We start from the raw sequence: 11,783 nt of genomic DNA, 5'->3' as shown, positions 1-11,783 counted from the left end.
GCGTGATCGCCTCGTGGTCCGTGGGCGGGGTCTTCCTCGGTCTGGGTGGGGCGATCGCCAAGGACCTCGTCGGCCGGTCGGACTACCTGGTGACCGGCCTGGTGGTCGCCTGCCTGCAGGCCGCCGCCGCGGTGGCCCAGCTGGTGTGGAACCTGCGCGCGGGTCAGGAACAGTGGCGCAGGGGTGTCGCGATCGGCGGCGTGACGCTCGTCGTGGGGCTGGCCACGGCCTCCCTGGCGCTCGCGGCGGCGTCGGTGCCCGGGCTCGTGGTGGGTTCGGCGGTCACGGGAGTGGGCATGGGGCTGCTGTTCCTCATGGGCACGTCGCTCGTCGCGCAGAACGCCCCCGACAGTTCCCGGGGGGAGGTCTTCTCCGCCCTGTTCGTCGTGGCCTACCTCTCGCTGGGGATCCCCGCGGTGGTGGCGGCCCTGCTGTCCGAGGTCGTCGGCCTCACCACCGCCTTCCACCTGATGTCGGTGGTGGTCTCGGTGATCGCGGTCGGTGCTCTGCTGGCGGTGGCCCGGATGCGGCCACCGGGCCGGGGGAGTGGACCGTCAGCGGCGGGGTGATTGTCAGTTGCAGTGACCGTCAGCTGCTGAGTGACTGGGCGGCGGCCGCCACCCCGATCGCGGCCAGGCCGGTGCGGATCCGGTCCGAGGCCAACAGGGTCCGGATGCGGGGTCTCGTGACCTGTTCCTGGGCGATCCCCATGTGGAGCGGGACGACCCCGGCGGTGAGTGCCGGGACCGCGACGGTGGTGAGGCATGCGACGACGGTGGCGGTCAGGCCGCCACGGTCGTGCGACCGGACCGATCCGTAGGCGGCCCAGGCGGCGGCACCCAGACCCGAGGCGTACAGGGTCAGGGCCACCGGGGCGATCCGGCGGGCGTGTTCGGCCTGGCGTTCGGCGATCCCCATCGTCGGACCCTCGAACAGGGTCGGGTAGACGACCGAGGTGACCATCGACTGGAATCCCAGGTGGGCCGCGCACGTGGTGAGCAGCGCGAGCCGTCCCGCGCGGAGGGTGGGGTCGGGGACCGCGGGGTGTCGGCGGAGCATGGGGCTCACGCTACCCCTCGCGGGACCTGCCGAGCAGGCGTCGGCCCTCGCCGTCGTCGGTGACCGCCCGGGCGGTCCGCAGCACTACCCGCCAGCCGCGGTCGGGCGCGTCCACCGGACCGAGGCGCTCGAGCTCCCAGCGGTTCGCCGTCACGCGCATCACGGTGTAGCGCCCCGGCCGGGAGGATCGGACCACCAGTTGGGTGTAGCCCGTGGCCACGGCCCTGTCGCTGTCGAGCAGGACCACCGGGAGGCCGGGCACGTGACCGCACCCGTGGGCGATGAGGTCCTGGTGGGGGGCACCGCGCACCATCCCCGCCAGACCCTCGTGGCCCTCGAGCACTCCGGTGTCCACGTCGTAGACCCCGTCGGCGGTCCAGAGCTCGGCGACGCCCTCGGCGTCCCCGGAGTCGACCCGGGGGGAGTAGGCGGCGAGGATCCGCAGGACGGCCAGCTCGTCCTGGGCGGCGTCGAGCCGGGCGCGGGTGTCGGTGATCCGGGTCTCGGCCGACGCGAGGCGGGCTTCCAGGGCGTCGAGGCGGGACGTGGCGGGAGGGGAAGTCATGAGCACTACACTAATGCGCCGTCTCAGGCGATGAACACGTTATAGTTTCGGCCATGACGGACACCAGGCCAGACACTCGTCCATCGCCACACACCGCGGACGTGGTGGTGATCGGCATGGGCATCGCGGGGGCGTGCGCGGCGATCGAGGCGGCCGAGGCCGGCGCGACGGTCGTCGTGCTGGAGGGCGCGTCCGGCCCCGGGGGGTCGTCCTCGCAGTCGGGGGGCGAGGTCTACCTGGGCGGCGGCACCGCCACCCAGCGGGCGCTCGGGGTGGAGGACACCGAGGAGGACATGCGCGCCTTCCTCACCGCGGCACTGGGTCCGAACGCGGACGAGGCCAAGATCGCCGACTACTGCGCGGGCGCGGTCGAGCACCACGACTGGTTGGTGGCGCACGGTGCGGAGTTCAACCACAAGCTCTGGGACACCCCCACGTGGATGCCGGGGGACGACTCGGGACTGATGTGGATGGGTGAGCGGGCCGAGCCCTACGCCTCGATCGCGCGGCCCGCGGCGCGAGGACATCGCCCGCCCGCCCCGAACTTCGCCGGCAACGTGCTGATGGACGCCCTGGTGGCCACCGCGCGGAAGGCCGGCGTGACGCTGCACTGCGATGTCAGGGCGCGATCGCTGATCGTCGCCGACGGCCGGGTGGTGGGCGTGCGGGCGACCGAGTTCGGCGAGGAGCGCGAGTACCGCGCCACGCGCGGGGTGGTCCTGGCGACCGGCGGGTTCGTCGACAACGACCGCATGCTCGAGCAGTGGGCTCCGCAGCAGGTGGGCAAGGACAAGGTCTCCGACGGCCGCGACGACGGCTCCGGGATCGAGATGGGCATGGACGTCGGCGCCGCCGTGCGCCGCATGCACCAGACCGAGACGGCGATGCTCATCATCCCGCGGCTGGCGGTGGGGGCGATGCTCGTGGACGGCGACGGCCAGCGCTTCATCAACGAGGAGGTCTACCCGGGCCTGTACTGCCACGCGGCCGTGCACCACCGCCGGCCGCCGGTGTGGGTGATCATCGACGAGAAGGGCATCGAGGACGTCCCGGAGAGCGAATTGTGGGGGATGCAGCCCATGCACGCCGCGGAGACCATCGAGGAACTCGCCGCGGACTGCGGGCTGCCGGCGGAGGCTCTGGCCGACACCCTCCGCCGCTACAACGCCGGTGCGCGCGACGGCCAGGATCCCCAGTTCGGGAAGAGCTCACGCTGGGTCCGCCCGCTCGAGCCCCCGTTCGGCGCCTACCCCACCGGGGCGGGCGGCCCGGACTCGTTCAACGGACTCCCCCTCAAACCACAGGGATTCACCCTGGGCGGGCTGCACACGGACCTGCAGTCGAGGGTGCTGGACCGCGCGGGTGAGGCGATCCCCGGCCTGTTCGCCGCCGGCCGTTGCACCCACGGCCTGCACGGCGAGGGCTACATCTCCGGCACGTCCCTGGGCGACGGCTCGTTCTTCGGCCGCCGCGCCGGTCGCGGGGCGGCGCAGGGGACCGGGTAGTGACCGATCACCCGGGTGGCGGGGCCACCGGTCCGGTGGCCGTCCCGCGGCGGGCACGACCCGTGGTGGAGACGGGTCCGCTGCACCCGTCACGCGGGGGCGGGGAACGGATCGACGAGGTCGACGACGACGAGGCCGGCCTCTACGCGCTGGTGGAGCAGGTGCGTCGTATCCGCGCGCTGACCACCGGGGGGTTGTTCGACACCGACCTGGCCCCGCTGACCGACCGGCTGCGTGAGGTGGCCGACCGGCTGGAGGCGGCCTCGGCGAGCACGGAGCGCAGGCAGGCGGTCACGTGGTCGTCGGGTGACTACGTCACCAACTGCCCGGTGGTGGGCCGCTCCAACGCCCTCGCCCCGCCGATCGGGTTCGACATCCTGGCCGACGGGACCCTCCGCGGCGAGGTGACGCTGGGTCTGGAGTACCAGGGCCCGCCCGCGTGCGTGCACGGCGGAGTGGTCTCGCTGCTGTTCGACGTGGTGCTGGGCCGGGCGAACTTCCACGCCGGTACCACCGGGATGACCGTCTACCTGGACGTCGACTACCGCAGCCCCACCCCCGTCCTCGAGCCGATCGTGGTGACCGGTCGGCAGGTCAGAGTGGAGGGGCGCAAGATCTGGGCGCAGGGCGCCATCCACGCGGGCGATCGACTGTGTGCGACCGCCGAGGGCATGTTCGTCGAACCCGGTGGCCTGCTCCTGGAGAACCGGCGCCGCCTCGCGGGAGGGTGACCGGCGGCGACCGGGTGAATGCGGAGTAGATTCGGTTTTCGTGACCACCGATACCTCCGCCACCGACGACCGCCCCTTCGGTACGACCGATCCCGCCTCGGCCGGCGAGGAGGGGGCCCCGTTCCTGCGCCAGGACGACGACGCCTCCGGGTCCACCGACCTGGCCCGAGAACTGCGCCGGGTGCGGGGACTCGTGGCGGGGTCTCGCTTCGACGACGTCCACGACGCCGTCAGGACCGTCCGGGAGCTCGCCGACCATCTCGAGGCCGTCGGCACCATGGTGCGTCCCTCCGACTACGCGACCTGGGGCGTTCCGGAGCATCTCGCCTCCAACCCCGCGATCGGCAGCCGTAACCCGGTCTCCCCGCCGCTCGAGCCGGTAGTTCTGCCCGACGCGACCGTGCGGGCGGATCTGCGACTGGGCATCGAGTACCAGGGCCCTCCCGGGTGCGTGCACGGGGGGATCGTCGCGCTGGTCTTCGACGAGATGCTGGGCCTGGCCAACGCCGCCGCCAAGAGCGTCGGCCTGACCGCGGACCTGAGGGTCAGCTACATCTCGCCGACCCCGCTGTACGCCCCGTTGCGGTTCGAGGCGCGACAGGACCGCGTGGAGGGCCGCAAGATCTGGGCCAGCGCCACCGTGTACACCGGCGAGACGCTGTGCGCGCGCGCCGAGGCGTTGTTCATCGAACCCCGGGGGATCTCGGACGCGCAGCGGGACCGTCCCATCGAGGGCTGACCGGGCTGAGCGGGCCGGCGTCCGGTCCCGGGTTGAGCGGGCCGGCGTCCGGTCCCGGGGGGCGGGGACGCGACGCGTCGGTGGAGCCGCTCAGCCCTCGCCGCGTAGGGCCTTCATCCGCTTGTGCGCCCCGGCCACGATCCGGCCGCGCTCCACTCCGGAGCTGAACTCGACGCCCTTGAGATTGCCCTCCCCGCCGCAGACGTGGACCGGGCCCTCGCCGATCGACGCGAGCACCTCGTCGGCGACGTCGGCGGGCTCGCTCACGGTCATGCCCGGGAGATCCATGTCCAGACCGGCGCGGATCATGGCCGGGGTCCGGGTCACGCCGAGGATCACCTCGACCACGTCGACCCCGTGCTCGCGCATCTCCAGCCACAGCCCCTCCACGAAGACCCGGCTGAACGCCTTGGCCGCCGAGTAGATGCTCATGTCCGCGTGTCCGAGGTAGCCGGCCATCGACCCCATGACCACGATGCCGCCCCGGCCGCGGGCCTTGAGCGCGGGGGCGAAGTGCCGGATGACCGCCAGCGGCGAGGTGATGTTGAGGTCGATGACCTGTTGGACCCGCTCCATGTCCGACTCGGCGAACTCCGCGCCGTAGGTGTTGGCCCCGGCGTTGAGGACCACCAGCCCCACGTCCAGTCCCTCGCAGGCGGCGGCGATCCCGTCGGCGGCACCGGGCCCGGTGAGGTCGACGGAGAGCACGCGGCACTCCACGCCCCGGGCGCGGACGGCCTCGGCGGTCTCCTCGAGGGGTCCGCTCCGGCGGGCGACCAGCACGGACGAGACGCCGGCGTCGGCCAGGCGGAGGGCGATCTCGGCACCCACTCCCTCGCTGCCGCCCACGACCAGAGCCCAGGGGCCGTACGTGGACGGATCGATCTGCTTCTTTTTGACGGGTGTCGACATAGTCTCCAGAGTATGACCAACGACAGCGACAGTCCTGAAATCGGCCGAGGTCCGCTCCCGAGGATCGAGGGCGTGGACGACTTCCAGTTGAGCAGCATGCGGGAGCGACTGGGGGACACCTTCGATCCGATCGCGGTCCCCGACCTGCCCACGCCGGATCCCGATCTCGATCGTTCGGTGGCGGAGCTGCGCAGGCTGCGTGAGGCGATCGCCGGGCTCGCCCACTCGGAGGTCGAGCTGGGGGACATCGCGGACCGGTTGGCCGAGGCCGCGGACCTCCTCGAGCCCCGCGTGCCGGAGCCGGCCCGTCGGCTGGAGGCCATGTGGACCGGCGCCGGGTCCCGCCGGGCCAACCCCGTCGGCGGTCCGGAGAACCCGATCGCCCCGCCGGTGCGGTTCTTCGGGTGTGACGACGGGTCGGTGACGGCGGAGGTCACGCTCGGACTGGCCTACCAGGGCCCTCCCGGGTGCGTCCACGGAGGGATCAGCGCGCTGATCATCGACCACATGATGGGCTTCGCGAACCACTGGGGAGGCCGCTACGGCATGACGGCCCACTACGAGATCGACTACCGGTCACCCACGCCGCTGCTGCGGCCGCTGACGTTCCGCTCGTGGGTGGACGAGGTGGACGGCCGCAAGACCTGGACCAAGGCGACCATCCACGCGGGCGACCGGCTGTGCGTCGAGGCCCGCGGGCTCTTCCTCGAGGCGAGCGTCGCGGTACCGGGTCACCCGGATCGGCGGTCGACCGTGGGGGACGGAGCCTGACCGGACCCGACACCTGGCCCCGGTTTGTCGACCCCGGGGCGCCGCCGACTCAGTGTTGGAGGTCGACCTGCACGACCTTCTGCAGGTAGGGGGCGATCACCTCGGTCAGGCCCGAGGCCAACTGGTCCGGGTCCTCGGGCGGGAGCGAGATGAAGCTGATGCCGATCCGGGCGATGATCGAGGCCGCCAGCCGGGCCTGGCTCGCCTCGATCCGCATCCAGCTCTCGGACAGGGCCGGCACGAGCACCTCGGTGGCGCGCTCGATGAGCGGCCCCGCCTCGGTGGTGATCAGCCGCAGCAGGTCCGGCTTGATGTCCCCCGTCACGAGCGCCCGGATGAGCGGGTCACGACTGCTGGACCGCAGGAAGCCGTTGATCCCCTCACTCAGGGCCAGCTCGATCTGCCCGGGATGCCTGATGATGGAGTCCCGGATCTCGCCGGCGAAGGTCTCCGACAGCTGGAGCGCGTACGCCTGGGCCAGGCCCTGACGGTTGCCGAACGTGCTGTAGAGCGTCTGGCGGCTCAGTCCTGCGGCCTTGGCCACGTCGGACATGGTCACGGCCGACCAGTCACGGGACTCCAACAGTTCGTGCATCGCGTCGAAGACGGTGAGGCGAGGCGACCAACGCTCCCCCTGGGAATCCCCGGAGGAGCGTCGGTCACTGGTGGAGGGGCGGCGCGGCATGAGGTCCATTGTTCCTGATCTGGCGTCCGCGGGTGGTGGAGGGCTACTTCACGGGCAGGAAGTCGACCTTGTCGCGGACGCCGCAGTCCGAGCACCGCCAGGTGGTGGGGATCGCCGACCACGGGGTCCCGGGCGGGAATCCCTCACGCGGCTCGCCGGCCGCCTCGGAGTAGTGGTGCCCGCAGTTCGGGCACACGTACTCGCCGGTCGGCGACGTCTGGTCGGCGGCGATGTCGGTGTCCGCGACCACCTTCTCCGCCACCGCGGTGGAGCCGGCGGCGGCCGCATCGACCCCGTGGCGGGCGAGGATCTTCTCGCGCTTGGACGGCTGGATGTTGGCCCGGGTGATGTCACCGTCGTAGTGGGCCAGCACCCGCTTGTCCATGACCTTGCGCCACAGCGGCGGCACGTAGGCCAGGACCATCATCGTGGCGTACCCGGACGGCAGCTGCGGGGCCTGCTCGAAGCTGCGCAGGACCTGGTAGCGGCGCATCGGGTTGGCGTGGTGATCCGAATGGCGCTGCAGGTGGTACAGGAAGATGTTGGTCACCAGGTGATCGGAGTTCCACGAGTGCTCCGGGCGGCAGCGCTGGTAGCGGCCGGCGGAGGTCTTCTGCCGCTTGAGGCCGTAGTGCTCCAGGTAGTTGACCACCTCCAGCAGCGAGAAGCCGAAGACCGCCTGGACGAGGAGCCAGGGCGCGACCTCCCAGCCGAACACGGCGATCAGTCCGCCGAAGAGCACGACGGTCATGAGCCACGCGTTGAGGTTGTCGTTGCGGATCGTCCACGGGCTCTTGCCCAGGCGACCGAGCCGCTCGGACTCGAGGTGCCAGGCCGACCGTGCGGATCCCACGACGCTGCGCGGCAGGAACGCCCAGAACGACTCGCCGAAGCGCGAGCTGGCCGGGTCCTCGGGAGTGGCGACGCGGGCGTGGTGCCCACGGTTGTGCTCGATGAAGAAGTGTCCGTACCCGGTGGTGGCCAGGGCGACCTTGGACAGCCACTTCTCGCTCCCGGCGATCTTGTGGCCGAGTTCGTGCGCGGTGTTGATCCCGATCCCGCCCGTGATGGCCACCGTCCAGGCCACACCGATCGAGGCGGCGATCCCGAGCCCGCCGTCGTAGCCGAGCCACGACAGGTCCTGGGCGGTCCACAGGTAGCAGGCGACGATGAGGGACGCGTACTGGAAGGGGATGTACAGGTAGGTGCACCAGCGGTAGAAGGGGTCCGCCTCGAGCCGGTCCATCACCTCGTCCGGCGGGTTCTGGCCGTCGGCTCCGACCGCCAGGTCGCCGAGGGGGATGGCGACGTAGACCAGGACGGGGAGCAGGAACCACGCGGCGGTGGCGGCCCAGCCCAGACCCAGCCCGTTGAACCCGATGACGAACGGCATCGAGAGGAACAGCCCCATCGCCGGGATCAGGCCGAGCAGCCACAGGTACCGCTTGGCGTCGGTCCACGCGTACGGCTCGACCGCGGCGTCGGTGGCGTCACCCACCGCGGCGGTGTCCTGGGCGGCGGCGTCCCGGGCGGCGGGGTCCGTCGTGGGGTCCGTCGTGGGGTCCCGGTCGGGACGCTCGTCTGCGCCCCGGGGGCGGATGTACTCGGTGCTGGACATCGTCAACGACCTCCAAAGATCACTGGTGATGTGGCCTACGCCACTGTCTGGAGACAAGATTAGACAAATTCCCGGGCCATGTCTAGACATGGGGTCTGATTTTGTCCAGGGAGGACGACGACGAGGCCATCCGTTCCACCGGCCGGTGCGGAATAAGGGGGCGGTCCGCGCAGTTGTACCGACAGGTCGTCGGATCCACTCCGACGCGGGAGGAGTGGCGGACGTGACGATGCAGCAGGCCGCCATGCGCACCTTGATGCGGGCCGAGAACAACAACATCACGCTCGACCGCAGCGTCTTCACCCGCGAGAACTTCCACCGGATCGGTCAGTTCGCGCGACCGCACACCCGGTTGATCGTCCTGTTCCTGATCCTGTCCGTGTTCGGGGCCTCCCTCGCCGTGGTGACCCCGCTGCTCGCCGGCCGGGTGGTCACCGCGATCGTGGACGGCGCCGCGGTACGGGTGGTGTTCCTCCTCGCCGCCGCCATCGCGGTGATCGGCATCGTCGAGGCGGTCAACAACGTCGTGACCAGGTTCTGGTCGGCGCGAATCGGCGAGGGTCTGATCCTCGACCTGCGCCGTTCGGTGTTCGACCACGTCCAGACCATGCCGGTCGCGTTCTTCATGCGTACCCGCACCGGTGCGCTGGTGAGTCGGCTCAACAACGACGTCCTGGGCGCCCAGCGGGCCTTCTCGGACACCCTCTCCGGGGTCGTGTCCAACCTCGTCCAGCTCATCCTCACCCTGGTGGTGATGGCCGGGATCAACTGGCAGCTGACCCTCATGTCGGTGCTGCTGCTACCGGTGTTCCTCTTCCCCGCCCGCTACGTGGGCAGGCGCCTGGCCAGGCTCCGTCGCGAGGCCTCCGACCTCAACGCGTCGATGAACGACCAGATGACAGAGCGTTTCAACGCCGGCGGCGCGACCCTCGTCAAGTTGTTCGGCCGCCCCGACGCCGAGTCCGCGGAGTTCGCCTCCCGCGCGGGTCGGGTGCGGGGCATCGGGGTCCGCACCGCGCTGCTCATGAGCGTGTTCATGAACTCGCTGACGCTGGTCTCCACCCTGGCCCTCGCGCTGGTCTACGGCGTCGGCGGCTGGTTCGCCCTCACCGGCGGGATGGACGCGGGGTCCGTCGTCGCCCTCGCCCTCCTCCTGACCCGCCTGTACGGCCCGCTGACCTCGCTGGCCAACGCACCGATGGACGTGGTGACCGCTATCGTGAGCTTCGAGCGGGTCTTCGAGGTCCTGGACCTGGACCCGCTGCTCAAGGACGCCCCCGACGCCGTCGACGTGCCCGAGGGCCCCGCCGCCATCGAGTTCGACGACGTCCGGTTCTCCTACCCCTCGGCCGACAAGGTCTCCCTGGCCTCGCTGGAGGAGGTCGCCGTACTCGACACCCGCGGCGGGCAGGAGGTCCTGCACGGGGTCAGCTTCCACGCCGAACCGGGGCAGATGATCGCACTGGTCGGATCGTCGGGCGCGGGCAAGTCGACCATCGCGTCGCTGCTCCCGCGGCTGTACGACGTGGACTCGGGGGCGGTGCGGGTGGCCGGCCTCGACGTGCGTGAGGTCACCTCGTCGTCGTTGCGTCGGACGGTGGGCATGGTCACCCAGGACGGCCACCTCTTCCACGACACGATCCGGTCCAATCTGACCTTCGCCCGTCCGGAGGTGACCGACGAGCTGGTGTGGGACGCCCTGCGCCGGGCGCGGCTGGAGGAGCTGGTCCGGTCGCTGCCCGACGGGCTGGACACCGTCATCGGCGACCGCGGTTACCGCCTCTCCGGCGGCGAGAGGCAGCGCCTGACCATCGCGAGGCTGCTCATCGCGGAGCCCTCCGTGGTGGTGCTGGACGAGGCCACCAGCGCACTGGACTCCACCAACGAGTCCGCGGTCCAGGAGGCCCTCACCGAGGCGATGTCCCACCGGACGTCCCTGGTGATCGCCCATCGACTGTCCACCGTGCGCGCCGCCGACCGCATCCTCGTGCTCGAGGGCGGCAGCGTGGTGGAGTCGGGCACCCACCCCGAGCTGCTGGCCGCGGGTGGGCGGTACACCGAGCTGTACGAGACCCAGTTCGCGGACCAGGAGTAGCAGCCGCGTCGGCGGGGCCGGTCAGCAGCACCCCCACCGGTCAGCAGCACTCTCACCGGTCGACAGCACCCCCGTCAGTAGCGTCCCCCGGCGATCGCGTCGTGGACCCGGTCGGTGTCGGCGTCGGCCCAGCCCGGGGGGTCCAGGATCCGGGCCCACATCTGCGCGGCGTCCGGCCCGAAGGTGTGACCGTGGCCGGCAGGGACCTCCGCGGAGAACACCATGTCCAGGGTGACCTGCCAGAACGTCACGAACGGGGTCCACCGCACCCCTGGGTCGAGATCGGGGCCCAGTGGCTCCCGCAGCCAGTCCGGGCGCTGCAGCAGGAGGTCGGGCGACCACCAGGTGATGGGATCGGAGGCGTGCTGCCAGTAGACGATCCGCGGAGAGGACCAGGGCGCGCCGTCGAGATCCAGATCCGGCCCGCCGGCGGCGAAGCGCACGTGCTCACCGCCGTCGATCACCGGTAGTCGCTCCGGCGAGCCCGCATCGCGGTGGGCGGTGAGGTAGGACCACTGCGGTGAGAAGTTGGGCGTGCCCACCCACAGCGCGCCGTCGGTCCGGGCCACCATGTCCTGGGCACCACCGAAGGCGGTCTGCCCCCCGAAGGAGCCGAGGCTCTCCCCGAACGCGACGAGTGCGGGGCGACGGGCCTCGGGCACGTCCGCGACGGCGCGCTCCACCGCCTCGAACAGGGCGCGTCCCGCGCGCTGGGGCGACTGCCGATCGGCCACGAACGCCAGGGGGCTGGGCAGGAACGAGTACTGCATGGCCGCGATCGCGGAGTCTCCGCCAGTGGTGTACTCGAGGGCCCCGGCCACGCGGGGGTTGACCCATCCGCGCCCGGTGGTGGTGGCGACGGCCAGCACGGACCTGTCGAAGGCTCCCGTGCGGTGGAGCTCGGCCACCACGAGGTCGGCGGCCTCCTCGACGGTGCCGGCCGCGTCATGCCCGGCGTAGACACGGATCGGGGTGCGCGCCGCCCGCCCCGTCACCTCCTCGATCTCACTCGCGGTGGGCCCGCCCGCGACGAAGGTCCGGCCCTCCCTGCCCAGGCTCTCCCACGCCTGCGCGGACGCCGGCGACCCCGACCTCTCGGCGGC

Annotated in this window: 12 protein-coding genes; 6 read left to right on the top strand and 6 right to left on the bottom strand. The window is 71.5% G+C overall.

Annotation, left to right across the window (positions count from 1 at the left end):
- Positions 1-569 (top strand): MFS transporter (locus tag G6028_RS08660; protein ID WP_182658640.1); only part of this gene is annotated, 569 nt, incomplete at its 5' end.
- A 19-nt stretch (positions 570-588) separates the two neighbouring features.
- Here the strand turns inward: G6028_RS08660 and G6028_RS08655 are convergent.
- Entirely contained in the window at positions 589-1,059 is a 471-nt protein-coding gene (locus tag G6028_RS08655) for a hypothetical protein (protein ID WP_182658639.1), read from the bottom strand.
- Between the two features lie 10 nt (positions 1,060-1,069).
- Entirely contained in the window at positions 1,070-1,624 is a 555-nt protein-coding gene (locus G6028_RS08650) for a nuclear transport factor 2 family protein (RefSeq protein ID WP_182658638.1), read from the bottom strand.
- 53 nt (positions 1,625-1,677) lie between these two features.
- Between G6028_RS08650 and G6028_RS08645 the strand changes: the two genes are divergently transcribed.
- Genes G6028_RS08645 through G6028_RS08635 form a run of 3 tightly spaced genes read left to right on the top strand, consistent with a single transcriptional unit; the run spans position 1,678 to position 4,599 of the window.
- Positions 1,678-3,129 carry an FAD-dependent oxidoreductase gene (locus G6028_RS08645; RefSeq protein WP_179524020.1) on the top strand — a complete coding sequence of 484 codons (1,452 nt, stop codon included), beginning with the start codon at positions 1,678-1,680 and terminating at the stop codon, positions 3,127-3,129.
- The gene (locus G6028_RS08640) at positions 3,129-3,860 is read left to right on the top strand and encodes a PaaI family thioesterase (protein ID WP_304815966.1); all 732 of its coding nucleotides are present in this window, start codon (positions 3,129-3,131) and stop codon (positions 3,858-3,860) included. The genes G6028_RS08645 and G6028_RS08640 overlap by 1 nt, the downstream gene beginning before the upstream one ends.
- 40 nt (positions 3,861-3,900) lie before the next feature.
- Entirely contained in the window at positions 3,901-4,599 is a 699-nt protein-coding gene (locus tag G6028_RS08635; RefSeq protein ID WP_182617359.1) for a PaaI family thioesterase, read from the top strand.
- 90 nt (positions 4,600-4,689) lie between these two features.
- Here the strand turns inward: G6028_RS08635 and G6028_RS08630 are convergent, their stop codons facing one another.
- Entirely contained in the window at positions 4,690-5,511 is an 822-nt protein-coding gene (locus G6028_RS08630) for an SDR family NAD(P)-dependent oxidoreductase (protein ID WP_187700525.1), read from the bottom strand.
- A gap of 12 nt (positions 5,512-5,523) precedes the next feature.
- Here G6028_RS08630 and G6028_RS08625 point away from each other — a divergent pair, with 12 nt between their 5' ends.
- The gene (locus tag G6028_RS08625; protein ID WP_182658637.1) at positions 5,524-6,282 is read left to right on the top strand and encodes a PaaI family thioesterase; all 759 of its coding nucleotides are present in this window, start codon (positions 5,524-5,526) and stop codon (positions 6,280-6,282) included.
- A gap of 49 nt (positions 6,283-6,331) precedes the next feature.
- Here the strand turns inward: G6028_RS08625 and G6028_RS08620 are convergent, their stop codons facing one another.
- Both G6028_RS08620 and G6028_RS08615 read right to left on the bottom strand, forming a co-directional pair.
- On the bottom strand, positions 6,332-6,967 hold the full coding sequence (locus G6028_RS08620; protein WP_241730643.1) for a TetR/AcrR family transcriptional regulator: 636 nt from the start codon (positions 6,965-6,967) through the stop codon (positions 6,332-6,334).
- Positions 6,968-7,010: 43 nt separating this feature from the next.
- The gene (locus tag G6028_RS08615) at positions 7,011-8,585 is read right to left on the bottom strand and encodes a fatty acid desaturase (RefSeq protein WP_194306918.1); all 1,575 of its coding nucleotides are present in this window, start codon (positions 8,583-8,585) and stop codon (positions 7,011-7,013) included.
- Positions 8,586-8,814: 229 nt separating this feature from the next.
- Here G6028_RS08615 and G6028_RS08610 point away from each other — a divergent pair, with 229 nt between their 5' ends.
- Complete coding sequence (locus tag G6028_RS08610) at positions 8,815-10,680, top strand: ABC transporter ATP-binding protein (protein ID WP_182609954.1); 1,866 nt, start codon at positions 8,815-8,817, stop codon at positions 10,678-10,680.
- A gap of 74 nt (positions 10,681-10,754) precedes the next feature.
- Here G6028_RS08610 and G6028_RS08605 read toward each other — a convergent pair.
- Positions 10,755-11,783, bottom strand: a 1,029-nt coding sequence (locus G6028_RS08605) for an alpha/beta-hydrolase family protein (RefSeq protein WP_182658636.1), incomplete at its 5' end; no start/stop codon positions are given.

It is taken from the genome of Dietzia cercidiphylli (assembly GCF_014145145.1).
GTDB classification, from domain to species: domain Bacteria; phylum Actinomycetota; class Actinomycetes; order Mycobacteriales; family Mycobacteriaceae; genus Dietzia; species Dietzia natronolimnaea.
Note: the sequence above shows the minus strand (reverse complement) of the source record. Positions and strands in the feature narration are given on the sequence as shown.